Genomic DNA, 24,383 nt, shown 5'->3' with positions numbered 1-24,383 from the left:
GTATGAATCAAAGCTTTTCTTTTAGATAATTGGTTAATTCATCAAATGCGATGTTTTCCTGCGTACCGTCTGCCATATTCTTGACAACAGCTTTCTGTGCGTCAAGCTCTTCATCGCCGATCACAATCACAAATCGTGCACGTTCGCGATCTGCCTGTTTAAACTGACCTTTGACCTTACGGGCCATATAATCCTTGTCGGCACGTAGACCGGCTTGGCGCAATTGATTCAATAGTACCGGTGCTTTCTGCTCAGCAGGATCGCCGATTGCGACGACAAAACAATCAAGCAACGCATCCGCATCGAGCTCAATCTTTTCAACTTCAAGCGCAAGAAGCAGACGTTCAATGCTTAGTGCAAAGCCAATACCCGGTGTTTCCGGACCGCCAAGTTCGCTGACAAGTCCGTTATAACGACCGCCACCCATCAATGTAGTGATCGCACCTTGGCTCGCACCCATGATCTCAAAAGTGGTGTGGTTGTAATAGTCAAGCCCACGGACAAGCGTTGGATCTAGCTCATAATCAATGCCCATCCCATCCAAAATCGCCTTAACTTTTTCAAAATAATCATGCGACGCCTCATTGAGGTAATCAACAATTGAAGGTGCTGACACCATCAATGGATGATTGTGGTCCTCTTTGCAATCGAGAATACGCAGCGGATTCTTTTCCAGACGATTTTGGCAGTCTTCACAAAATTCTCCGATCGACGGTTTGAAATGTGCGATCAGCGCTTCTCGGTGTGCTTTACGGCTTTCCGGATCACCGAGACTGTTCAGCACGAGTTTCAGCTTCTTCAAGCCGATTTTGCGATAAAAAGACAGTGCAAGCGCAATGACTTCTGCGTCGATTGATGGATCCGCTGATCCAAGCACTTCGCAACCGAATTGTGTAAATTGGCGGTTGCGCCCTGCCTGTGGCCGTTCATAACGGAACATCGGTCCAATGTAATAAAGTTTCTGCGGTTGATTTGGCGCTCCGTATAGCTTGTGTTCAACATAAGCGCGGACGACCGAAGCTGTTCCTTCCGGTCGTAACGTCAGATCGCGATCACCACGATCCTTAAACGAATACATTTCCTTTTGTACGATATCCGTGGTATCGCCGACGCCTCGCTGAAATAAGTCGGTGGATTCAAAGATCGGTGTTCGTATTTCTTTGTAATTAAATAAGGCGCAGATCTCTCTTGCGATTGCTTCGATTTTCTGCCATTTTACTGCATCCTCAGGCAGGACATCATAAGTACCGCGGGGAATTTGAATAGTCACAGAATAGTTTCCTCCTTTAACCATGTTCGCATCAATGCCGCTTATCGCAGCAACATCTCTTTCTGTGCAAAAAATTTAATTTATGCGTCCGGTAAACTGGGCACGCCAAACCTTTGGAAATCGCTGAATTTCCGCTGGATACGGTGACTTCCACATTGTACAGCGGACGTACGCGTGGTTAGTGGAAGTCCATTTCAACTTCCTTTATTGGGTCGTAAAAAAAGCTAAAAAAAACAAAAGCCCTTGTCCATCGGTAAACCGACAGACAAGGGACGAATGAACATTCGTGGTACCACCCTCATTTGAAGCATTTCAAAAAACGCTTCCTCTGAAAACCGGTTAACGCCCGGAATACGTTTCCCCCTACTGAGTGTTGATGTACAATCCTCAACCTGTTCAAAGGAACGCCTCTGAAGTGTCTGTTGTCTAGGAATCTTTGCCGACATGCTCTCAGCCCATGGCATGCATTCTCTGATGACCGATTTCCCAAAAACCTCTTCGTCACTGGCATTGTTCGTTCTTTTATACTACGTATCTTCGATAAAAATGTCAAGGGTTCGCAAAAAATGCCTTTTCTGACCATTTGCTGCTTTATTAGTGATTTTTACTTTCCACTATAAGGGTAACTGGACCGTCATTGACCAATGAAACAGCCATGTCTGCACCAAATACCCCCGTTTCAACGTGTAAACCATTTGCACTCAAGTTCCGATTAAATCGCTCATAAAGCGGCTTGGCTATTTCAGGCCGTGCAGCCTCAATAAAACTTGGTCTTCTCCCCTTTGATGTATCCCCATAAAGCGTAAACTGTGACACAGAGAGGATTGCCCCGCCGGCGTCCATAATTGATTGATTCATTTTTCCAACCTGATCTTCAAAAATACGTAAACCCACGATTTTATCCGAAACGTATTGAATATCTTCCTCGGTATCACCCATTTTGATCCCTACGAGTAGAAGTAAGCCATGGTCAATACGCCCGACAACTTTATTTTCAACCTCGACTTGTGCATGTGTCACACGTTGCAAAACAACTCTCACTGAATGTCACCCTTTTCTATTGCATCACACGGCGTACAGAATAAATTTCTGGAATCCGCTTGATTTTCTCAACAACGCGGTAGAGATGATCAATATTAGTGATTGCAATGGTCATGTGAATTGTCGCTACTTTATTTTTATCTGCTCGACCGGAAACACCATTTATAGGCGTATGTGCATCCGATACGCATTGAAGCACTTCATTTAATAATCCGCTTCGATCATAGCCCATAATTTCGATATCGACATTATAAGCTTTCGATTTCGATTCATTATTTTCCCACTCAACGTTCATTAATCGCTGATGTTCTTCATTCTTGATATTGGGGCAATCGATGCGATGAATCGTTACCCCTCGGCCACGGGTAATATAGCCGACAATTGCATCACCTGGAACCGGATTGCAACATCGTGCAAGCCGAACCAGCAGATTATCAACACCTTTAACACGAACACCAAGCGATGTTTTCCGATGTTGATTTGCACTTGGCTTATTTTCTGAAAACTGCTTGATCCGTTCTTCTGCTTCTGCTGCTTCAGATGGTTTGTGATCATCCTCTGTCAGCCGTGTCACCACTTGCTTCGCAGTAATGCCACCATAGCTAATCGCTGCGAACAGCTCATTTTCATGAGAAAAATTGAATTTCTTCGCAACGTGCATGATTTTTTCTTCAGTCAAATTGTCCTTCAAGCTCAGATTCTGGCTGCGGAGTTCCTTTTCCAGCATTTCGTGTCCCTTCGCCACATTTTCTTGACGTTGCTGACGCTTGAACCATTGTCTAATCTTATTCTTAACCGCTGAGCTTTGCGCAATCTTCAACCAGTCTCGACTCGGCCCATATGAATGGGAGGACGTCATTACATCGACAATATCCCCGGTTTTTAACTTATAGTCCAGCGGGACCATTTTCCCATTAACTTTTGCACCAACGGTCTTATTCCCAATCTCAGTGTGAATTCTATAGGCAAAATCAATCGGAACGGAACCTACCGGTAATTCAATCACATCGCCTTTTGGTGTAAAGACAAATACTGTATCGGAAAACAAATCCATTTTCAGAGATTCCATGAATTCTTTGGCATCATCCGTTTCTTTTTGATACTCAAGAATTTCTCGGAACCACGTCAGTTTATCTTCAAATTTGTTATTGATATTCTTAACTTTTCCTTCTTTGTATGCCCAGTGCGCAGCAATACCATATTCAGCGACATCATGCATCTCTTCAGTACGAATCTGAACTTCGAGCGGATCGCCTTTAGGACCGATTACCGTTGTATGGAGTGATTGGTACATATTGGCTTTCGGCATGGCAATGTAATCTTTAAATCGCCCCGGCATTGGTTTCCAGTGTGTATGAATAATACCTAAGATGGCATAGCAATCTTTTATACTCTTCACAATGATCCGGACAGCAAACAGATCATAGATTTCATTGAACTGTTTATGTTGATTCACCATTTTTCGATAGATGCTGTAAATATGCTTTGGCCTACCTGATATTTCAGCATCAATATGTACGGACTTCACATATTGCTTCAGATCTTCAACAACCTGTGCAACATACGCTTCACGTTCATCTCTTTTTTGCTTCATCAAGTTGACAATTTTGTAATATTGCTGCGGCTTCAGATAGCGCAGAGAAATATCCTCAAGCTCCCATTTTATCGTGGAAATACCGAGACGATTCGCCAGAGGGGCAAAGATCTCCATTGTTTCATTAGCCTTTTGAATTTGCTTTTCATGGCTCATGAACTTAAGCGTCCGCATATTGTGCAGACGGTCTGCAAGTTTCACAATCACGCAGCGCAAATCACGCGCCATCGCCACAAACATTTTACGATGATTTTCCGCCTGTTGATCTTCCTTAGATGTATACTCAAAATGCCGTAATTTGGTCACGCCATCAACAAGTTCGGCAACGTTGTCACCAAATTTCTCGCGGATGTCCTCTAAAGTAATCGGCGTATCCTCCACAACATCGTGCAGAAAGCCGCTCACAATCGTAATCACATCCATCTTCAGTTCTACCAGAATACCGGCAACTTCAATGGGATGCATGATATATGGCTCGCCTGATTTACGAACCTGTCCCTTATGCGCCTCATTTGCAAATTCATAGGCTTTCTTGAGTAGTGCAATATCATTTTTATCAAGATAGGTAGAAGCCTGTTGAATGAGTTCATCCATTGTCATCATATCATCACCTATAAGCGCAATCTCTTATCGAGACTCATGTTATCAGATTCTTGTCATTCATTAATAAAGGAGGAATAAATGATTATCTTAAAATAAGACCCAGCTAATTCTTTCACAGATCGTAACACGCATTTGTTCACTTATGTCATTGTCCTATTGATAGCAATTAACCAAAAAACTCTGTACCTTTAATGATCATTATCAAAGAAACAGCCAATAATGTAAAGTATTTATCAGTTTGTCCATTCGAACGGACGATAAAACCCCACCGACATGAATCCAATAGAGTAGAAAAGGGAGTGCCCTTCTTCAGGCACTCCGATAAAAAGATTTAGTATTTAATCAATGAGCATACATCGTAATCTTTGAGCAATTCGCTTCCGTTAAGTTCTGTCAATTCAATCAGAAAGACAACACCAACCACGATGCCGCCTAATTCCTTCACCAATTTAATCGTCGCTTCAATCGTTCCTCCTGTTGCCAAAAGGTCGTCAGTGACGATGACGCGTTGCCCTGGCTTAATTGAATCCTTATGGATACACAAAGTGTCTGTGCCATATTCTTTTTCATAGGAGACAGTGGCAACTTCACGAGGCAGTTTGCCTGGTTTCCGTACAGGAACAAACCCGATGCCTAGCGAATAGGCAAGTGGGCCACCAATCACAAATCCACGCGCCTCAGGTCCGACAACAATTTCAGCATTCTTGCTTTTTGCGAATTTTGCTAAATCGTTAATTGCGGATTGGTAAACCGGTCCTTCCTCAAGCAATGAGGTAATATCTCGAAAGTTAATCCCTTTTGATGGGAAATCCATGACTGACTTAATATACTTTTCATAATCCATGCTTTGTTTTCTCTCCGTTTCGATTATGTTTCCTGTCTCTCTTCGATGATGAGTACGTCTTTACATTTTAAAAGTTCCTTTGCATTACGACCGTTCAACGAGATTTGTGTCTACACTCAGATGACGACGAAACCATTCTTTTATTGTTGCCATCGGCGAATAACAGAAAAGTGCTTCTATTTCTCGCATCTTCTTCTCATGTTGATATACTGTTGACGTTGTTAGCGGTACCTTTTCAGGTGCAGGAACGTCCGTTAAAATACCCTTATCTATTTTAACAAAACCAAGATCAAAAAACACCTGTGTCATAAATGAAATCGCATGCTCCGTCCACCCTTTGTATCCTGAAATCTGACGAGTCATCGATGCGAGATCAAATGAGTGTCTTTGACGAATCAGTGCATAGTACCAAACAAAATGTTCACGATCTGGAAATGCAGAGAAATAATGATCCTGCGAATGGTAAAACACACAATAGAAACGATTGATATGCCTGTTTTTCTGAATAAGTTGCACAAGCTGATCTTCAGTGTCCGGTAAATCGAGCAGTACAAGTGCATTGTCTGAAATGCTGATACCTGATTCAAAGAGAAGAGTATCTGCCCCCAGCTGAAAATGATCAATCGTCTCTTGATGAAAAGCGAGAAATGTTACTGAGTCATCAAGCAAGAGACTCATTTTCTCTGCGAACATCTTTTCTGATCGCCAATCATACACCTGAACGTCTTCTACGCGCAGATCTCGAATCATCAGTTGTGGTTTTCTAAAACCATTCCATTCATTGATACTTAACTCACCAACAGCAGCAACTTCATCATCCGGAGAGATCATGTTCATCCATTTTCCAAAGCCAAAACCAATAGCATCTAATTCTTTCTGCTCACCCTTAAAGGTCATTTTCAAATGACTACTGTCACGTCCAACCGCACCAATTTTTGAAATTGGAGTCTTTTCAATCTGGAAAATCGGTCGTGGATTGTCCGTGCCGAACGGTGATAGCTTTGCTATTTCTTCAATTAATTCAACCGAAAGATCATCCACTTTAGATATTCCATCACAGATAAGCTGAGGCACAAGATCCTCTGGATCAAGGGCATGTTCCGCCGCCGCAACAAAAGTCTCTCTAAATTGATCAATTTTTGAGCTTGCAAGGGTTAAACCGGCCGCCATTTGGTGACCGCCAAATTGAATCAGAGCATCCGCACTATCCACCAACCCTTGGTAAAGGTTAAAGCCTTCAATGCTCCTCCCAGAACCTTTCGCAAGACCTGTCTCAGGGTCCACACTTAGAATGATGACCGGTCGGTAGTACTTATTTACAATTTTCGAAGCGGCAATGCCAATCACGCCTTGATGCCAATTCATCCCGGCAAGAACAAGAGCCTTATCTCCGCGTTCCACGTAACCGGCTGCCTGTTCATCTGCCTCTTTCGCGATTTGTTCAACAATTGCTCTTCGCTCCTGATTCAAACGTTCCAGCTGTTCGGCGAACATTGCCGCTTCCTCTGTGTCATCAGTGAGCAACAAATCCAGTGCAATTTGTGCATCATCCATTCTTCCTGCCGCATTAATTCGTGGAGCCACCTGAAAACCAATCACTTCGCTATCAACCGGACCTGCTCCTGATGCCTTCGTTTTCAGCGCATCAATTCCGACCAATGAGCCTTCGTTTATCCTTTTCAACCCTTTTACCGCAATCAGTCGATTTTCGGCGATAAGTGGAACAAGATCTGCTATGGTTCCGATCGCAGCCAGTGCAACCCAATTTTCATCAAATAAATTTGGTGGACAGATTGCTTGAACCAATTTAAGCGCTACACCTGCTCCAGAGAGGCCTTTGAAAGGATACATGCAATCTGTTTGTTTTGGATTAAGGATCGTGTCTGCATCCGGAAGGTGGGCCGGTGGTTCGTGATGATCCGTAATAATATAATCGATACCTAGTTTTTTGGCTAACTCAGCAGGCTCGCGAGCCGCAATCCCTGAATCTACAGTCACAATTAAGCGAATATGATCTTTTCTTGCTTGTTCCACAGCTTCAACATTAGGTCCATAACCATTTTTAAATCGATTAGGAATATAGCTGGAAACTTGTGCACCCAAAGCGCGCAATGCACGGACAAGTATTGCAGTAGACGTCACCCCATCAGCATCATAATCACCAAAGATTCGGATCGGCTCTCCACGATCGATAGCCTGACAAATTCTCTCAGATGCAGCATGCATTCCTTTCATTTTCAAAGAATCATAGAATGTAGTCTCGTCACAGTGTAAAAATTTCCGAGCAGCTTCGGGATCTTCAAGTCCGCGCGCCACAAGTAAACGTGCAGTAATCACAGAAATATGCAGCGACTCTGAGAGCCGCTGCACCTTTTCTTCATCTATTTTTTTTATTGTCCAATGGTTATTCGATTTCAGCATTCCGCCTCTGCGCCTCCTTCAATAATCGGATCCTCGGCTGAGGCTTAACTTCATCGTTTTGATCGCCGCTCAGCGGTTCGTGTCTCTCTCGCCGTGTCATCTTCATCAGTGATTTCTACTTTTATCCGATCGGAATCTTCCGGATGAAGTTCGATTAATCGATGAAGTTCACGTTCCAATTTGCTTATTCGGTGCCGCTGCTTGTAGATTGTCGAATAGGTAAAGAATCCAATCAATAGAGCACCGATAAGGATTGAACCGATAATGACAAGGATTAACGGCATTCTTAACGATCCGAACAAGTAACTAAAACGCACCGTATCCACATTTGCAATGGAAAAAAGAACAATGATTAACGTGAATACCAATACAAGCAGTATTCTCCATTGCTTTTTCACTTTACGGACACCTCCAATTCCTCCGGATTACTCTGCTTGCGTCTGAACTGTTCTCTTTTTCTTCCGTCTATCGAGATAGCGAACTTTCATCACAGCCCAAAGTGGGCAAGCAATACAGATGGATGAATAGACACCGGTAATCAACCCAACAAACAAAGCGAGTGTGAACGTACGAATCGATTCACTCCCGAAGATCATTAACAAGATAACAGGCAACAGTACCGTTAATACAGTATTGATTGATCTTGTTAATGTCTCGCGAATACTTAAGTTCACAATCTCGCCAATTTCTTCAATTGTCGATAGTCGTCTGCGGCTAAGCTTCAGATTCTCACGGACACGGTCAAAGGTGACGATCGTATCATTAATGGAATAACCGACAATTGTCAAAATGGCTGGAATAATTAAAATGTCGACCTCAATATGGAACAAACTAAAGACGGTCACGATGAAAAATGCATCGTGAATCAAGGCAAGCACAGCAGTTAAACCTTGGAGAAATTCAAAGCGAATCCAGACATAGATAATGATCCCAATTGATGCAAGGATTAAAGCAAAAATCCCGTTTTTCGCAAGATCTCGTCCGACTTGAGGCGATACAGTGCTTACATTAGGCTCAATTCCGAATTGATCCTTAATTTTGCTCTTAACTGCAGCAATTTGATGCTGATTAAGTTCTTTGTTAATACGCACGGTTGCGATATTTTTATGTGTACCGGAAATTACCGGACGTTCCGGGTCATAATGCATTGCCCGAAAAGCTTGGTCAACTTTCTCAATAGAGATCGGCTGGTTGCTTTGTACATCTACCCGGGTACCGCTTGAGAAATCAATACCCAGATTCAGTTTAAACACAAAGAGTGAAACAATACCCAGCAGTATAAGAACAGCAGAAAGAGTAAAGAACACATTTCTGTATTTCATAAAATCAAAGTGGTCATAAAATTTATTGTAATGTTTATAATTCATTTTATCATTCATTTCCACGAATATCCCTCCTCTTCACGCCAAGCAGCCATGGGTGGTCATTGAGAACGCGGCTGTGAACTAGAAGTCCGAGAAGCAGACGAGCACCATAAACGGATGTCAAGAATGTAACCACATTACTGATCAACAGCATTACAGCGAATCCTTTAACTGCACTGACGCCGAGTACGAATAGAACAGCTGCCGCAATGATCGTCGTTAGGTTGGCATCGACTACAGTCGGCAACGCTCGATGATTTCCTGCCTTGAATGCAGAGAGCACCGACTTGCCACCCCGTAGTTCATCTTTAATACGCTCAAGCGTAATAATATTCGCATCGACGGCCATTCCGATACCAAGAATCATCGCGGCGATACCTGGTAACGTAAGCACTGCTTGCAAGCCCACAAACACGCCCATGACAATCGCCATATAAATGACCAGGGTTATGTTTGCGATTAAACCACCCAAACGATAGAACGCAAGCATGAAAAGCATGATCGCTGCTATCGCAAGTGCACCTGCATAGATTGTTTCTTTCATGGAGTCTTGTCCGAATTGTGCACCTACTGAAGTAGAATAGATTTCATCCATCCGTACTGGCAAAGAACCGGAGTTCAGCAAATCCTTCAACGTAGTTGCTTCTTGCATCGTAAAGCTTCCGGTAATTTGTACATCGGATGTATTCAACTCACTGGTTACACTAGGGTCTGAAATAAATTTATGATTCTTTTTCCCAACTTCTTTTTGATAAGAATCGCCTTTCTTGTAATCCATCCAAATAACAAGCACATTATCGCGATTTGGAATGCTTGGATAACTCGAAATCTTCTTAGTAACATTTGCGAATTTTTCAGGATCTTTGAGCTGAAGGGTAACCATCGGTTTATTCATTTCATCGAAGGCAACCTTCGCCTTTCCCGGTTTCAAATCCGAGCCATCCATCATCAGCCGATCCTTATAATCGCGAAATTCCAATTTTGCGGTTGTCGATAGCAACTGACGGGCACGTTTTTCATTTTTAACGCCTGGAAGCTGAACCCGAATTCGATTTCCGTTCTCAATCGAAATGTTTGGTTCACTAACACCGAGCACATTGATTCGTTTATTAATTGCTGCTACTGCGTTGCTCATTGTATCACTGTCGATTTTTTGACCTGCCTTCAGTGGTTTGACCTGATACAGAACTTCAAAGCCACCTTTTAAGTCAAGTCCCAAGTTAACCCTATGTATGATGGGATTTACTGCAAAACCAATGATGATTCCCAGCACAATTATAAGTGCGAAAAAGGAAAAAATCGGTCCTTTTTTAACCATTGTCTAAGCCTACTCCCTTCTCTTTATCCAGCTCTCGCTTAAAAGCGAAAGCACCCCCCCGTTTGCGAATCTCATTTATCTGAAGAACGACGGGTCGCGGTCTTTCGAACTGTTTTTGAACAAGTCAACGCGCAACTTGTTCATATAATCATTCACTGTAAGCGCCATGACCGCCGCTACCACTTCATGTATTCGTTCGGGTTTTTCATCTTTCTTTTTTTCCAGTGATTCTTTCACGAATTGCCAGAACTCATCCATTTTCAAGTGATTAAGGCCAAGCAGATGAAACTCATTTAATTTGCTTTTAAGAAATGGCTCGATTATCGTTCGCCATTTTTCCATATCATCAATTTGTCCATCCGGCATTTCGATTCCTCCCATAATGCCTATAATAGCATATTTGAGAAAGAATACGAAACACAATTTGAATGGACTGACCGCCTATTTCATTAAATATGCAGAAATCAGTGACAGCTTGTCATGCTTATCCATCCTCAATGCATATAATTCAATTAGCCCACAGCTAAGTGTACAAACACTTGTGGTAAACCAAGGCGAACTTTATCTAAATGCAACAGTAAAAGGCGGACAAACAATGACAAGACAATCCTTTTTAAAAGGCTCCTTTATCTTAATGTCTGCGGGACTCGTTACACGCATTCTTGGAATGATTAATGGGATGGTTCTGGCAAGAGTTATTGGTGATGAAGGGGTCGGGCTGTTTATGATGGCGTTTCCTGCAATGCTCCTTGTTGTCACTTTGACTGAAATTGGCTTACCCGTAGCGATTTCAAAGCTCGTGGCAGAGGCGCAAGCATTTGGAAACTATCGAAAAATAAAATTAGTTTTGGTTTGGTCACTCGCTATTGTGAGTATTGTCAGTGTCATTCTGACAACCGTGATGCTCCTTATCATTCCTATTACTGCAAAGTATTTATTTGCCGATACCCGTGTTGTCTATCCATTGCTTGCCATTACCCCTGTTATACCGATTGTTGCGGTGAGCTCAGTGCTTCGCGGCTATTTTCAAGGGATACGAAATATGAAGCCTTATGCTTTTTCAGGAATTGTCGAACAAATCGTTCGTATTTCCCTTGTGGCAACGCTTGCTAATCTGCTTATGCCTTACGGTGTTGCCTATGCTGCTGCGGGTGCAATGATTGCCGGTTCAGCTGGAGAATGTGCCTCTCTCCTTTATATGCTTCATGTATTTAAACGCGAAGAGCGCATTAAGCTTAAAGGGCCAAAGAGGAAATCTTTGAGAGGAACACGTGAAATTCTCAGTGAATTGCTCCGTATCGGTTTACCGACGATGGGAAGCCGTCTCATTTCATCGCTCGGTAACTTCTTTGAACCTATGATCGTTTCACATGCATTGGTAATTGCTGGCTTTTCCGTCGCAACGTCTACACAACTCTACGGACAATTAACAGGGTACGCCATGACGCTGCTCTTATTGCCGAGCTTTATTACTCATGCACTACACGTTTCACTCGTCCCTGCAGTCAGTGAAGCGTATGCCCGTAAATCTTATCATTTGATTCACTATCGCTTAAACCAAGCACTTCGAATCGCAATGCTCACCGGTGGTCTTTCCATTGTTGTGACGTATATGTTTGCAGAGCCTTTAATGGAGATCATATATGATTCCCCGGAATCTGCACAATTTTTATATTGGATGACCCCATTCTTTCTTATTTTTTATTTCCAAGCGCCCATGCATGCGGTACTTCAGGCCCTTGATCTTGCCAAAGCAGCTATGTATAACACCCTCATCGGAATGATTGTGAAAACAGCAATGCTTTTCGTGCTTACCTGTCGCCCTGAGTTTGGAATTAGGGGCACGGCATTAGCAATTTGTACGAATGTTGTCCTGGTTACTGTTCTCCATGCGGTGGTCATGTTCAAAGCGATTGGATTCTCACTAATTATTCGAGACTATATTCGGACTGGCATCCTCATTGCCTTTTCAGGTTTTGTTGCACACATTCTGATTCAGCGTAGTTTCACAGGTTTAGCGCTTCTGCCTCGCACGTTCATTCTGCTCAGCTTAATCACCATCTTTTACCTGATGCTTGCTTTGTTTCTTGGCCTCCTGCAAAAAGAACAACTGAGCCAACTTCCTATGATTGGGAAATGGTTCAACTAATCTTTACGCAAGCGTTTATTTACGTCCATGTAGAAATTACCAAGAAGATCCATGGTCAGATAATTCACCTGTCGAAGGTTGCGGTAACCAAACTTTCTTAATTCCTGTCTTAGCCAAAGTGGCGTCTTTCCGATCTGTTTCAAGTGATCACCGCGAACCTTTCCGTCCTCGATAAGTGCGATTCCCATCCTAGGCGGCTCGTTAATCGCCGATTCGTGTTTCGTCGATGTTTGACGTTTCTTTTTTAGCTCGTGTTTATCCAAAAATTCAATAAGGCGATTTCGATTCGACCATTCCGCCATGATCCGATAGCACAAAAATCGTCCTCGGTAGAAACAAATAAGAATAAGAAGAGGAACTAAAATAGGGAGCAACGGTTTGTACGGTTGAAGGATCGCTGCAACGGCGAATTCCACAGCAGAAAAAATCATCAGAACTTCCGAACATGATTGATCCGACATTTTGGTGGATAATGACTTTCTAAATCCAAAAAACATGAGTAACGCCAATACAATGATCCGTGTTGATGAAGTCCCCATTCCGCTCCTCCTCATAATTCTGATTCGTATTTATTATGAGCAAAGCACAGAATTTCATGAATCGGACAGGTCATCAAAAGTGTCTTGTCCGAATAAACATAACTATGAATAGGTCATGGTGTAGCATTTGACAGTTACCTTAAGTTACTTTTTTCATTGATATTATCCAAAGGAGGAATGATACATGTCTCGAAATTGGCTAAGTGCCGTCACTTACGGAATGATCGCTGCGATCATCATTGTGCTCGCTTCTGCCTTCTTACTGGCTTCACTTTTGCGTTTCACGTCATTTGCTGAAGGCAGCGGATCGATTCTTCCCATTATCATCTCAATTCTCGCTTTATTCATTGGCGGAATGATCTCAGGATCAAAGATGAAAGAAAAAGGATTAGTAATTGGTGCTTTAACAGGGCTTGCTTATAGCTTGTTCAGTCTTTTTTTTCAGTTTCTTGGACTCGATCAGCACCCAAGTCTAAATCAATACCTCTTTTCTATCGCCAACATTGCTGCTTCATCACTCGGCGGCGTAATTGGCGTTAATCTTTTTTCCTTAAAGCATTAAGTGATCAAGAAGGTTGTGTAAAGAAACGTTGTATGTATTTGAGCGCATCCTACTTATATGCATGAAAAAAAGCGGCCGAAAGAATACTCGGGCGCTTTTTTCATCATTAATAAAGTAATTCTGCAAAATCTGAAGTATGTGCAAAGAAGGTTCAGTCTAGGCCGGAACGATGGCTTAACTGACAGTTCATGATCTTTATTTTTCGCTTTTTTCTTCCGCTTCCGCAGCCGGTTCAGGTGCATTAGCCTTTTTCAGGACCGAACGGATTGCATTACGTTCGAAAGTCAACTTGTTTCCGCCGCAACGAAGTACTGCATTCTGATCGTCAATGGAATCGATCGTACCTTGGAGTCCACCGACCGTAATAACCTTGTCGCCTCTGGACAATGAAGCCTGCATTTCTCTAGTTTGTTTCGTTCTTTTTTGCTGCGGGCGAATCAGAAGAAAATAAAAAATCGCCACGAACACTAATAACGGTAAAAATTGCATCAGGTTCAATGAATATCTTCCCTTCTCATTTCAAAAGTTTTTTGCATCCGGTTTGTTAAAACCGTAAGAATCAAAGAATGATTCCCTGAACTCAAGCAACCGATCTTCTCTGATTGCGGCTCGGACACGCTTCATTAATTTTATCAGAAAATAAAGGTTATGGTAAGTAGTTAGACGAAATCCGAACGTTTCATTTGCTTTCACCAAGTGCCGAATATAAGCACGCGAATAATTTCTGCACACTTTACAATCGCATGAAGCATCAATTGGCCCGAAATCATGGGCATATTTTGCATTTCGAATGACCAGCCGCCCATGTTCGGTCATGCAGGTACCATTTCGAGCAATTCGCGTCGGCAAGACGCAATCAAACATGTCGATGCCTCGGATTGCGCCATCAATTAACGAATCCGGAGACCCAACCCCCATCAGATAGCGCGGTTTATTCGATGGGAGTAACGGTGTCGTATAACTCAGCATTTCGTTCATTTTTTCCTTAGGTTCACCTACGGACAAGCCGCCAATTGCATAGCCTGGAAAATCAAGTGAAGTTAGATCACGCGCAGACTGTTCGCGCAGTTCTTTAATACCGCCACCTTGAACAATCCCAAACAAAGCTTGCCGTTCCGGGTGTATGTTTGAAGCGAGACAGCGCTCCGCCCATCGACTGGTCCGTTCAACTGAGGTTTTCATGTAATCGAAAGATGAGTCAAACGGAGGGCATTCGTCAAATGCCATCATAATATCTGACCCCAGTGCATTTTGAATCGCAATCGATTTTTCAGGGGACAAGAACAATTTTTCACCGTTTAAATGATTGCGGAAATGTACACCTTCTTCAGAAATATCTCGAAGCTTACTCAGACTGAACACTTGAAAGCCGCCGGAATCAGTGAGAATGCCTTGATCCCAGTTCATGAATTTGTGCAAACCACCGGCTTCTTCTACGATTTGTTCACCCGGTCGCAGCCACAAGTGGTAGGTGTTGCTGAGGATAACGCCAGCACCCATCTCCTTCAATTCTTCGGGGCTCATCGTCTTAACGGTTGCTTGTGTCCCAACGGGCATGAACATCGGCGTGTCAAACGTACCATGTGGTGTATGAAGTTTACCTAGCCTTGCACCGGTTTTTTTATCCGTCTTGATTAATTCATAAGTTACTGCAGCATGGTTCATGAATGATGAATTCCTTCCTCAATAAACATAGCATCGCCAAAGCTGAAGAAACGATACCTTTCCTTAACTGCTTCACGATATGCTTTCATCGTAAAGTCTTGACCCGCAAATGCACTGACAAGCATGATCAATGTTGACTTTGGTAAGTGGAAATTAGTGATCATACCATCTATAGAACGATAACGGAAGCCTGGATAAATGAAGATATCCGTCCAACCGGAAGTTTCTTCAAACTTGCCGTCAAATTTTGCTGTTATGGTCTCTAGTGTACGAATAACGGTCGTCCCACAAGCAATAATACGTTTTCCTTCTTTGCGCGTTTTTGTGAGCTGTTCTGCTGCCTGAGCGGACATCTGATAGAATTCAGAGTGCATGGTATGTTCCTCGATCTTGTCCACTTTTACAGGTCTGAACGTGCCGAGTCCGACATGCAAGGTGATGAACACAAGATGCACGCCTTTCTTCTCAATTTCCGCAAGTAATTCTTTTGTAAAATGCAAACCTGCTGTTGGTGCTGCTGCTGAGCCGCGATGCTTCGCATATACGGTTTGGTAGAGATCCGGATCATCGAGTTGTTCTTTAATGTAAGGCGGTAATGGCATTTTCCCCAGTGCCTCAAGCACTTCATAAAAAATACCTTGATAGTGGAAAGTCACCATGCGACGGCCTTCATCAAGTTCCTCCGTACATTCTGCCACGAGCGTTCCATCACCAAAGGAAATACGTGCACCTTCATGCACACGTTTCGCTGGCTTTGCTAAACATTCCCATGAATCTCCTTCTTTTTGCTTCAAGAGCAAAAGTTCAATCTTCGCACCCGTTTCTTCTTTATGACCGATTAAACGTGCAGGAAGCACTTTGGTATCATTCAATACGAGACTATCGCCAGGATTCAGATAATCAATAATTTCACTAAAAGTATGATGCGCAATGCGGTCCTTATTCGGATTCAATACCATGAGACGGGATGCTGCGCGATCTTTTAGTGGTGTTTGTGCAATCAATTCTTCCGGTAGTTCATAGTCAAAATCTGATACGTCCATTTGAGCACTCTCTTCCATTTATCTAAAATGATTAATAATATACATAATTAGTGATAAAACAAGACTAATGATAATGCATGAAACAATAGGGAAAATTATTGTGACATTCCCTTTTTTAACAAAGAGGTCACCGGGCAAACGACCCATGAGCGGCCAACAGAGGCCAATTAAAAAGAGGACAACACCAATGATCATAAGAACTTTGCCGAAGTCACCCATCAGTTCCGTTCCTTCCTCTCCATATGAAAGTGCGCATAGGCTTGTTCCGTTGCAACACGTCCGCGGGGCGTTCTCTGAATAAAGCCAATTTGAAGCAGATAGGGCTCATGAACATCTTCAATGGTATGGCGTTCTTCACCAATCGCAGCGGCCAATGTATCCAATCCAACCGGTCCCCCATGGAACTGGCCGATGATCCCGAGCAGCAGCTGGTGATCGACGCGGTCTAAGCCTGCTTCATCAACATGCAAACGTTTCAAACCATTACGTGCGGTTTTCTGATCAATAATACCGTCACTTTCCACTTGTGCGAAGTCACGTATACGCTTCAACAAACGATTGGCAATCCGAGGTGTACCACGTGAGCGGCGCGCAATTTCGAAGCATGCATCCTCTTCGATATCTGTGACCAACACTGAAGCGGTTCTCTTAATAATCATCGCCAACTCTTCCGGTGTATAGAATTGCAATCGGCTGATAACGCCAAACCGATCTCGAAGCGGCGGAGAGAGATATCCCGCACGAGTGGTCGCACCAACTAATGTAAAAGGCGGCAAGTTAATCCGTACTGAATGTGCGGTCTCATCTTTTCCAATGACAATATCCATACAAAAATCTTCCATCGCCGGATAAAGGATTTCCTCAACATGGCGTGGCAAGCGATGAATTTCATCGATGAAAAGCACATCACCGGGTTCAAGCGAAGACAGTACTGCTGCAAGGTCTCCTGGGCGTTCAAGTGCCGGCCCTGAAGTTGTTCGAATACCAGCGCCCATCTCCGCTGCAATAATCATAGAAAGTGTCGTTTTTCCAAGGCCTGGCGGTCCATACAACAGTACATGATCAAGTGGTTCCTGCCTTTCTTTCGCTGCACGAATAAACACTTTTAGATTCTGTTTGATTTCTTCCTGACCAATATATTGGTCAAGATCTGAAGGGCGAATGGACCGGTCAAGCCCTTGATCTTCAAGCATGGAGTCACTTGAAAGTAAATGATCGTCTTCCAAAACATCGCCCTCCTTAGCGTTTTGATAGTTGTTTCAGAGCTACTTTCACATAGTTTTCAGCAGATAGGTTCTGTTTTCTTAATTCTGGAACAACCTTGCGGATCTCACGTTCGGAATAACCGAGCATGGATAGAACATCAACGGCTTCAGCCAATGTGTTCTCCAGTTGTGTATCGGTTTCACTTTCCTTTGAAAGGGAAGGTTGAATCGAAAATTCTTTAAGTTTCCCTTTTAAATCAAGCACAATTTGTCCTGCGGTTTTACGACCAATACCCGGAAAACGTGTCAGAAATTTTTCGTCCTCTGCTTCGATAGCCTGAATCACCTCATCCGGATCACCCGAAGCAAGAATGGCCAGTGCATTTTTAGGACCGATTCCCGAAACAGAGAGTAATCGAACAAAAAGTTCTCGCTCTTCTCTTGTTTGGAACCCATAGAGCAGGCTTGCATCCTCACGTAAATACTGGTAGAGATAAACCTTTGTCTCTTTGTTCAGCAACGGCTGATAACTAAAGGGATTGGCACAAAGTATACGGTAGCCGAAACCACCATTTTCGATAACAATACCATTACCAGAGAGATACGTCAGAATGCCTTTGATATAATCAAACACGAATTTAACCCCTCATCTATCGATAACTTCGATCTTTACTTAACCTTCGTCTATCATATCATAAGGCAGACGTTTGCCCCAAGAAAAACCAAATAGACGCTCAACCGATAGAAAAGGACATTCGGAGTCGAATGTCCCATTAAGTCTATCCACATTATTTATTCAATCATTAATCCTCATCAAGATTGCTGTAGATATCCTGAACATCATCGTTATCTTCAAGTGTTTCAATCAGAGTTTCCATCTTTTCCAGATCCGTACCCGTCAACGCTGTTTTTGTCGTTGGAATCATCGTGACTTCAGCACGATCAATTTCATAACCTTTCTCTTCCGTCAACGATTTCCGAACATCCTCGAATGCTTCCGGTGTTGTTACGATAATAAAACGATCATCCTCAGTTCTCATATCATCGGCACCGGCTTCAACAGCATCCATCATGACTTCGTCTTCATCCAGACCGTCCTTGGCTTCGATCTCAATAATTCCTTGTTTATCAAACAAGAAAGATACGCTCCCAGATTCACCAAGATTACCACCGCTTTTTGTAAAGGCGTGACGGATATCTGAAGCTGAGCGATTTCGATTATCCGTCAATACGTCAACCATGACAGCAACTCCGCCTGGTCCGTAACCTTCATAGGTAATCTCCTCATAAGTGACGCCATCCAAGTTACCAGTCGCTTTCTTGATTGCCCGGGAAATGTTATCGTTTGGCATATTTGCACTTTTGGCCTTTTCGATTGCATGCCTCAAGCCGGCATTCATGCTCGGATCTCCGCCCCCATGACGGGCTTCAAGAAAGATATCCTTAGATAGCCGCATAAACACTTTTCCACGTGCGGCATCCATTGCATTTTTCTTATGTTGTATGTTATTCCACTTTGAATGTCCAGACATTGTCTTTTCTCCTCTCAAGATGATTGCGGGTTCGAACAACGTAAACTGTACAGAAAAAAACATAAACACTAAAAAGAGCCGGTCACAGCCGTACCCCTGATGACCCCACTTTTTAGCGGGTTATGTTCCTCGCCATACGTTCAACGTACTCCGCAAAACTCATTCCGTTCCCATTATACCCATTTTTTATACTAAAAAAAAGAGCAAGGGTTTGCCCTTGCTCTTTTCCTGGAACATACTTTACTTATTTCGTGTTATTTTGAAATGGACGTTTGATTGCTTTGGAAAGGTCATCCATGATCCCAACAATGTCTGAACGGACTTCTCGAGTGGCTTTTCCTGCATTAAAGTTGGCTTCTGTTGCCGTAATACGTTTGACATACCGTTTGTCGGTAGAGACCAGTACCTCACGATCACCGGCAAGTGGCAACACAGCTAAACGTACTTTTTTTCTAAGATTTGCGTAATTGTTCTGTCCTTTTTCAGGAATGGCACCAATCGCTACATTATTCCCTGTCACAATAACATGAGCCTCTTTTATGCCCTTTACCGAATTCGCACGATCTGCGATCCGTTTCGCTAACCGTTTCTGATCCGTGTAGCTGACCCTGTTAATTTGGTTACCATTACCATTAAAGTTTGTGTAGTCCGGTGATGTAGGCGGTACACCATTGGCATTCGGATTGTTATATCCCATTCCATTTGGATTGTTATACCCTGTGCCATTTGGATTGTTATACCCTGTGCGATAATTTACGTCACGTGGTGTTCCCGGTCGATTATAAGCAGCATTATCTGCCTGACAGCCAGCAAGAAATGCGCTTAATGTCAGTACTGTTCCCAATTTCATAAATGCTTTTTTCACTTTTACTCCCCCTTTCACATTTAGCATGTGTGAAGAGGAGCTTTTTTACGCTTAAGAATTTTTTCCGTTTAATTAACAAAAATTAGAAGAAATAGGTGTCATTCATCCTACGTTAAACCCATTATCCCGGCGATTTTTGAACGAATGCTTTCATTCACGTTTTTTTGATGCTTCTGGTTGATAAATCGGTGCATTTGGATTTGACAATGCTGAATAGGGCATAGGCTGCGCTTGCGGCGGTTGATTTCCTGCATAATAACTTCCAACAGGCATTTGTGCATATGGAGAATAGAGTGTTGGCCCTCCACAATCCGTACATGGTCTCTTCGCTGCCGGCATGTATGGAGAAGAATAACCACCAACTTTTCCCGATCCTGCCGGGGATAATTTTCCTGTACTTGGTTTCATCATTGATGGATTACTTTGCGTCGATGCGCTCGCGTTTTGCGTATTCGACCAAGGAAGTGTTTTCGGCATTGTTTCACTTACACCTGCATAGGGCTGATCAAGCTTAATTGTTCCATGACTAACCGGATACTGAGGTTTATTCCCGCTCCATGGCGTCATCGGTGGATAATAGGGACTCATCTGCCCCATTTGAGTGGTCGGATGATAGGGATTCATTGGTGCGACCTGCGGTGTTGATTCGCCTGCCATGCTTGTCGGTTGAGGGTAACTCTTTGCATTATTTTCCTGCATCGCAGGACTCATGACATTTCCGCCACTTCCCATTGGATAATAAGGGTTGACACTTGCTCCCTGCATCATCGGATTCACAAAACTCCCCATAGTACCAGCTGCATTGCTTCCCGGGGTCATGGCAGGACTGATTAAACTGCCGCCATCGTCTGTGGGGTAATAAGGATTGAGCGCATTTCCCTGAGTTTCCGGACTAACCATCCCCCCAGTATTCGGATAGTATGGACTTGAGACTCCTTGGGAAGCAGGGCTAACTGCATTCCACATCGTACCTTGAGTCGCAGGACTAATGCCTGTTTGGCCATGAGGTCCCGAACTATTTGGATAAGCGTCTGCTCCCGATGTAGTCCAATTCTCTTGCATCATGGGATGCTTCGGATAAAAAATATTCGGATACTCTGTCGGTGCTGCTTCTGTACCTTGCAAACCTGTATTCGCCGATGGTTGTTGTGCTGTTGCTCCTAATGTAACGTTTGGTGTCATTGGCATTTGTTCTGGTGTTGGGGCAGGTGTTGGTGCTTCCATAGTTGGTTGTTGTTGGCTTGTTGGTTGTTGGTCAACCGGAGCTGATGGCACTTGTTGCGTCTGTGGTGCTTGAACATGTGGTGCCTCAGCTCGGTCATTTGCCTGAATAACTCGTTTGAGTGGCTGCTTTCCAATTGCTACTTTTACTTTCATCCCTTGTGTTAGCGATTCTTCGGATAATCCTGTATTCATTTTCCTAAATTCGTCAATGGTCATGCCATGCTTACGCGCAATTTCCGCCAATGTATCATCTTTTTGGACAACATATAGTTTCACGGTCATTCATCCCTCCTGTGAAAGTCATTTTATATATATGGCCGGTTTAGGCTTTTTGCCACTCTTTCCTTTTGAAAATTATGCGCAGAAGTTGTCTTTTGTTTATACTATAAGTAGCCAAACTTTCTCAGTGAGAAAAATTTGGTTAAGCGACGTTCTTGGCTGTCACTCTTTATGCAGCTTAAATCTTCATAGTTGTGCATCAATACCATCACTGACACTTCAGTTGCTGACATAAACGGGTGCGACCGTGGGTGATCCGGAAGCCTGATTGATCCGCTGTTTCGGGTCTCCCCGAACGCGCATCACTAGAGCCGGTCCGGCAGGAATCTCGCACATTCGTGTTTGATCCTCTATTTTGACAAGGATTTTATATTTTCATTCAAGCGGTGTCCCACCGCCCCAAGTGAGTCATGAATGGTTCTGATCTTTTTTAACAAGAAACTTCATGTCCTAACCGACCACAACACAAATGAACGATTGGAGTGTATCCCTATGACACAGGCAAAAGAGAAACGTATATCCGCTCAGGTACGCAGAAATTCAATCTTAAAGCGTTTGCAAAAAACATCAGATCCGATAAAGGGAAATGACCTTGCTGAATTCATGAACGTAAGCAGACAAGTGATCGTTCAGGATATTTCTTTACTTAAAGCAGAGGGTCAGCCCATCATTGCCACTTCACAGGGTTACCTCTTATTAAATCAAGCACAAACAAATGGGATTAGAAAAATTGTCGCCTGCAATCACACTGTAAGCGAAACAGAAGATGAATTAACACGAATTGTGTCCTGTGGTGTAACTATTCTCAATGTAACCGTAGAACATCCTTTGTATGGAGAAATAACACGTTCATTAATGATTCGCAATCGATCTGATGTCCAAAATTTTGTTCAGAATCTCGAAAGTACAGGTGCATCATTACTCTCATCATTGACAGATGGTGTCCACCTACACGAACTCGAAGCGGAGAAGCCTGAACAAATGGAAGAAGCAGTTCACTCATTAAAACAGGCAGGTTATCTGCTGTAACCCGCCTGTTTAGTCTGTATATTCAAATTCAAAATCCATGATCCGTACGGTATCTCCTTCAGTCACGCCTTTTGCCCTTAGTGCATCATCTACACCCATACCTCGCAATTGCCGTGCAAATCTTCGGATCGCTTCGTCATGCTGAAAGTTTGTCATTTTGAACAACAATTCAACTTTTGGCCCAGATACATTGAATACACCATCATCATCCCTCGAAATAACAAACGGTGCCTCTTCCTTTTCATAAGTATAGAGAGCCTTTTCATCTGTTGTTTCTTCCTCTTCTAAAGGAAATTCAGGAGTAGTTAAAATGCGATCATAAACAGCATTGATTAATGCTTTCAATCCTTCTTGAGTAACAGAAGAGATCGGAAAAACTGGAACATCAGGATCAATTTTCTTTTTAAATTGTTCAAGATTCTTCTCTGAATCCGGCATATCCATTTTACTTGCAGCAATAACTTGTGGACGCTCAAGTAAGCGCAGCTGATAGCTCTTTAATTCTTCGTTAATTTTTAAATAATCTTCGTAAGGATCTCTTCCTTCGCTTCCTGACATGTCCACAACATGAATGATCACTCTTGTGCGTTCAATGTGACGCAGAAACTGATAACCGAGACCCGCACCGCTACTCGCACCTTCAATAAGACCAGGAAGATCAGCAAGAACGAAACTTCGCCCTTCATCAACCGAAACAACGCCTAAGTTAGGAGCCAACGTTGTAAAATGATAAGCAGCGATCTTCGGTTTTGCTGAGGTTACAATGGATAATAACGTTGATTTCCCAACACTTGGAAAACCGACAAGTCCGGCATCAGCCAGTAATTTTAGTTCGAGCTGAACTTCTCGTTCAACCCCAGGCTCACCATTTTCAGAAATATAGGGTGCAGGATTTGCTGGCGTTGAGAAACGTGTGTTGCCACGCCCACCTCGTCCACCTGCAGCAATTACTGCAGTTTGACCATTCTCTGTCAAATCGGCAATCACTTCACCAGTTTCTTTATCCCGTACCACAGTACCTGGCGGAACCTGAACAACGAGCGAACTCGCACTTTTCCCATGTTGATTTTTGGTACGTCCGTTTTCACCTTTTTGACCTTTAAAATGCCTTTTATAGCGAAAATCCATCAAAGTTCGTAGTCCTTCATTAACGGCAAACACAACATCGGCGCCTTTGCCTCCATCTCCACCAGCAGGACCACCGTCAGGTACATATTTTTCACGTCTGAAGGCAACCATTCCGTTTCCTCCGTCGCCGCCTTTAACGAATACATTTACTTGATCGACAAACACATCGTCCACCTCACACTTCCATCACTGTCTGTATTTATCATATAGTGTTCAACCCATTGAAAAGATTGATTCACTGGCACCTTGCTTAATTGCTGTGAAGCTTTTTCTTTCTCCTGTAATTTTCCTTCAAAAATAAGAAGAATACGCAATTTCTCTTCCGTATCGAGCACAATCCGAACACTATTATTCCCCACTGGTGAAGAACTTTCTTCAAGAAAAGCGAACAATTGCTGAAACATTTCTGTCAGATCGTCATCATACTGTGCAAGATTGTCTTCATGTCCAAGAACTTCATAAGTCAATCGAAACGCATGAGATGAGGACCAACCATACTGCATGAGATAAACCGAGCAGTTTGGCAAGTGTAAATGCGACAGACGCGATTGCTGATTCAACTTTTGTGTGACTCGTCCGATAATTTCTTCTGCTTTATCCGGCTTCTTCAAAAAAAGATATCCTTTAATCAATTGAAGATCATTGAGAAAATCATGCCGAGCAGAACACAATAAATCGACTTCATCCTTCGGATTGAACATAGTACAT

Annotated in this window: 22 protein-coding genes and 1 pseudogene; 3 read left to right on the top strand and 20 right to left on the bottom strand. The window is 43.1% G+C overall.

The features are described from left to right. Positions 1-7: 7 nt before the first annotated feature. The 8 genes and pseudogenes from hisS to NIE32_RS05690 form a co-directional block, all read right to left on the bottom strand. On the bottom strand, positions 8-1,270 hold the full coding sequence (gene hisS / locus NIE32_RS05725) for a histidine--tRNA ligase (protein ID WP_253053788.1): 1,263 nt from the start codon (positions 1,268-1,270) through the stop codon (positions 8-10). Positions 1,271-1,864: 594 nt separating this feature from the next. Next, positions 1,865-2,311, bottom strand: coding sequence for a D-aminoacyl-tRNA deacylase (gene dtd, locus NIE32_RS05720; RefSeq protein WP_253053787.1), 447 nt, complete (start codon positions 2,309-2,311; stop codon positions 1,865-1,867). A 16-nt stretch (positions 2,312-2,327) separates the two neighbouring features. Further along, positions 2,328-4,505 (bottom strand): RelA/SpoT family protein, encoded by a 2,178-nt coding sequence (locus tag NIE32_RS05715; RefSeq protein ID WP_253053965.1) that lies wholly within the window; start codon positions 4,503-4,505, stop codon positions 2,328-2,330. A gap of 334 nt (positions 4,506-4,839) precedes the next feature. Next, positions 4,840-5,352: an adenine phosphoribosyltransferase gene (locus tag NIE32_RS05710; protein WP_253053786.1), complete on the bottom strand. Its 513-nt coding sequence runs from the start codon at positions 5,350-5,352 to the stop codon at positions 4,840-4,842. 84 nt (positions 5,353-5,436) lie between these two features. After that, on the bottom strand, positions 5,437-7,773 hold the full coding sequence (recJ, locus tag NIE32_RS05705) for a single-stranded-DNA-specific exonuclease RecJ (protein ID WP_253053785.1): 2,337 nt from the start codon (positions 7,771-7,773) through the stop codon (positions 5,437-5,439). Positions 7,774-7,823: 50 nt separating this feature from the next. Then, complete coding sequence (locus NIE32_RS05700; protein WP_253053783.1) at positions 7,824-8,171, bottom strand: LapA family protein; 348 nt, start codon at positions 8,169-8,171, stop codon at positions 7,824-7,826. Between the two features lie 27 nt (positions 8,172-8,198). Continuing rightward, positions 8,199-10,455: pseudogene (gene secD / locus NIE32_RS05695) on the bottom strand (protein translocase subunit SecD). Positions 10,456-10,530: 75 nt separating this feature from the next. Continuing rightward, a complete protein-coding gene (locus NIE32_RS05690) occupies positions 10,531-10,821 on the bottom strand; it encodes a post-transcriptional regulator (protein ID WP_253053781.1) in 291 nt (96 codons plus the stop codon). Between the two features lie 16 nt (positions 10,822-10,837). On the opposite strand from NIE32_RS05690, the gene spoVB reads away from it, so the two are divergent. Next, positions 10,838-12,604, top strand: a complete 1,767-nt coding sequence (gene spoVB / locus NIE32_RS05685; protein WP_354327151.1) for a stage V sporulation protein B — start codon at positions 10,838-10,840, stop codon at positions 12,602-12,604. On the opposite strand, the gene NIE32_RS05680 is transcribed toward spoVB, so the two are convergent. Further along, the gene (locus NIE32_RS05680; RefSeq protein WP_253053779.1) at positions 12,601-13,143 is read right to left on the bottom strand and encodes a YetF domain-containing protein; all 543 of its coding nucleotides are present in this window, start codon (positions 13,141-13,143) and stop codon (positions 12,601-12,603) included. The genes spoVB and NIE32_RS05680 overlap by 4 nt on opposite strands. A gap of 184 nt (positions 13,144-13,327) precedes the next feature. Between NIE32_RS05680 and NIE32_RS05675 the strand changes: the two genes are divergently transcribed. Continuing rightward, the gene (locus tag NIE32_RS05675) at positions 13,328-13,705 is read left to right on the top strand and encodes a TIGR04086 family membrane protein (protein ID WP_253053778.1); all 378 of its coding nucleotides are present in this window, start codon (positions 13,328-13,330) and stop codon (positions 13,703-13,705) included. Between the two features lie 195 nt (positions 13,706-13,900). Here the strand turns inward: NIE32_RS05675 and yajC are convergent, their stop codons facing one another. The 9 genes from yajC to NIE32_RS05630 all read right to left on the bottom strand — a co-directional run bounded on the left by yajC (position 13,901) and on the right by NIE32_RS05630 (position 21,521). Next, the gene (yajC, locus tag NIE32_RS05670; RefSeq protein WP_253053961.1) at positions 13,901-14,194 is read right to left on the bottom strand and encodes a preprotein translocase subunit YajC; all 294 of its coding nucleotides are present in this window, start codon (positions 14,192-14,194) and stop codon (positions 13,901-13,903) included. 30 nt (positions 14,195-14,224) lie between these two features. Next, complete coding sequence (gene tgt, locus NIE32_RS05665) at positions 14,225-15,370, bottom strand: tRNA guanosine(34) transglycosylase Tgt (protein WP_253053777.1); 1,146 nt, start codon at positions 15,368-15,370, stop codon at positions 14,225-14,227. Beyond that, positions 15,367-16,413, bottom strand: a complete 1,047-nt coding sequence (queA, locus tag NIE32_RS05660; RefSeq protein ID WP_253053776.1) for a tRNA preQ1(34) S-adenosylmethionine ribosyltransferase-isomerase QueA — start codon at positions 16,411-16,413, stop codon at positions 15,367-15,369. The genes tgt and queA overlap by 4 nt, the downstream gene beginning before the upstream one ends. An 18-nt stretch (positions 16,414-16,431) precedes the next feature. Next, positions 16,432-16,632, bottom strand: a complete 201-nt coding sequence (locus NIE32_RS05655) for a DUF2905 domain-containing protein (protein WP_253053775.1) — start codon at positions 16,630-16,632, stop codon at positions 16,432-16,434. Then, positions 16,632-17,606, bottom strand: coding sequence for a Holliday junction branch migration DNA helicase RuvB (gene ruvB, locus NIE32_RS05650; RefSeq protein ID WP_253053959.1), 975 nt, complete (start codon positions 17,604-17,606; stop codon positions 16,632-16,634). Before ruvB ends, NIE32_RS05655 begins: the two co-directional genes overlap by 1 nt. Before the next feature lie 46 nt (positions 17,607-17,652). Continuing rightward, complete coding sequence (gene ruvA, locus NIE32_RS05645) at positions 17,653-18,252, bottom strand: Holliday junction branch migration protein RuvA (protein ID WP_253053774.1); 600 nt, start codon at positions 18,250-18,252, stop codon at positions 17,653-17,655. A 169-nt stretch (positions 18,253-18,421) separates the two neighbouring features. Next, entirely contained in the window at positions 18,422-19,150 is a 729-nt protein-coding gene (locus tag NIE32_RS05640; protein ID WP_253053773.1) for a YebC/PmpR family DNA-binding transcriptional regulator, read from the bottom strand. Positions 19,151-19,394: 244 nt separating this feature from the next. Beyond that, positions 19,395-20,015: a YhcN/YlaJ family sporulation lipoprotein gene (locus tag NIE32_RS05635; RefSeq protein ID WP_253053772.1), complete on the bottom strand. Its 621-nt coding sequence runs from the start codon at positions 20,013-20,015 to the stop codon at positions 19,395-19,397. 150 nt (positions 20,016-20,165) lie between these two features. After that, positions 20,166-21,521: a LysM peptidoglycan-binding domain-containing protein gene (locus tag NIE32_RS05630; RefSeq protein WP_253053770.1), complete on the bottom strand. Its 1,356-nt coding sequence runs from the start codon at positions 21,519-21,521 to the stop codon at positions 20,166-20,168. A 489-nt stretch (positions 21,522-22,010) separates the two neighbouring features. Here NIE32_RS05630 and NIE32_RS05625 point away from each other — a divergent pair, with 489 nt between their 5' ends. Continuing rightward, positions 22,011-22,547, top strand: coding sequence for a transcription repressor NadR (locus NIE32_RS05625; RefSeq protein ID WP_253053768.1), 537 nt, complete (start codon positions 22,011-22,013; stop codon positions 22,545-22,547). 9 nt (positions 22,548-22,556) lie between these two features. Here the strand turns inward: NIE32_RS05625 and obgE are convergent, their stop codons facing one another. Beyond that, positions 22,557-23,840, bottom strand: a complete 1,284-nt coding sequence (obgE, locus tag NIE32_RS05620; RefSeq protein ID WP_253053957.1) for a GTPase ObgE — start codon at positions 23,838-23,840, stop codon at positions 22,557-22,559. Continuing rightward, positions 23,822-24,376 (bottom strand): Spo0B domain-containing protein, encoded by a 555-nt coding sequence (locus NIE32_RS05615; RefSeq protein WP_253053766.1) that lies wholly within the window; start codon positions 24,374-24,376, stop codon positions 23,822-23,824. Before NIE32_RS05615 ends, obgE begins: the two co-directional genes overlap by 19 nt. Positions 24,377-24,383: the final 7 nt, after the last annotated feature.

This window comes from Sporolactobacillus kofuensis, from assembly GCF_024125425.1.
GTDB lineage: Bacteria > Bacillota > Bacilli > Bacillales > Sporolactobacillaceae > Sporolactobacillus > Sporolactobacillus kofuensis.
The sequence above is the reverse complement of the archived record's forward strand: the minus strand, read 5'-3'. Positions and strand labels throughout refer to the sequence as shown.

What these genes read in the sequence shown, in the direction of transcription:
- NIE32_RS05715 (WP_253053965.1), bottom strand. Translation starts at nt 4,505, where the DNA reads ATGACAATGGATGAACTCATTCAACAGGCTTCTACCTATCTTGATAAA.
- NIE32_RS05710 (WP_253053786.1), bottom strand. Translation starts at nt 5,352, where the DNA reads ATGGATTATGAAAAGTATATTAAGTCAGTCATGGATTTCCCATCAAAA.
- recJ (WP_253053785.1), bottom strand. Translation starts at nt 7,773, where the DNA reads ATGCTGAAATCGAATAACCATTGGACAATAAAAAAAATAGATGAAGAA.
- NIE32_RS05690 (WP_253053781.1), bottom strand. Translation starts at nt 10,821, where the DNA reads ATGCCGGATGGACAAATTGATGATATGGAAAAATGGCGAACGATAATC.
- spoVB (WP_354327151.1), top strand. Translation starts at nt 10,838, where the DNA reads ATGCCTATAATAGCATATTTGAGAAAGAATACGAAACACAATTTGAAT.
- NIE32_RS05680 (WP_253053779.1), bottom strand. Translation starts at nt 13,143, where the DNA reads ATGGGGACTTCATCAACACGGATCATTGTATTGGCGTTACTCATGTTT.
- NIE32_RS05675 (WP_253053778.1), top strand. Translation starts at nt 13,328, where the DNA reads ATGTCTCGAAATTGGCTAAGTGCCGTCACTTACGGAATGATCGCTGCG.
- yajC (WP_253053961.1), bottom strand. Translation starts at nt 14,194, where the DNA reads ATGCAATTTTTACCGTTATTAGTGTTCGTGGCGATTTTTTATTTTCTT.
- tgt (WP_253053777.1), bottom strand. Translation starts at nt 15,370, where the DNA reads ATGAACCATGCTGCAGTAACTTATGAATTAATCAAGACGGATAAAAAA.
- queA (WP_253053776.1), bottom strand. Translation starts at nt 16,413, where the DNA reads ATGGACGTATCAGATTTTGACTATGAACTACCGGAAGAATTGATTGCA.
- NIE32_RS05655 (WP_253053775.1), bottom strand. Translation starts at nt 16,632, where the DNA reads ATGGGTGACTTCGGCAAAGTTCTTATGATCATTGGTGTTGTCCTCTTT.
- ruvB (WP_253053959.1), bottom strand. Translation starts at nt 17,606, where the DNA reads ATGCTTGAAGATCAAGGGCTTGACCGGTCCATTCGCCCTTCAGATCTT.
- NIE32_RS05640 (WP_253053773.1), bottom strand. Translation starts at nt 19,150, where the DNA reads ATGTCTGGACATTCAAAGTGGAATAACATACAACATAAGAAAAATGCA.
- NIE32_RS05630 (WP_253053770.1), bottom strand. Translation starts at nt 21,521, where the DNA reads ATGACCGTGAAACTATATGTTGTCCAAAAAGATGATACATTGGCGGAA.
- NIE32_RS05625 (WP_253053768.1), top strand. Translation starts at nt 22,011, where the DNA reads ATGACACAGGCAAAAGAGAAACGTATATCCGCTCAGGTACGCAGAAAT.
- NIE32_RS05615 (WP_253053766.1), bottom strand. Translation starts at nt 24,376, where the DNA reads ATGTTCAATCCGAAGGATGAAGTCGATTTATTGTGTTCTGCTCGGCAT.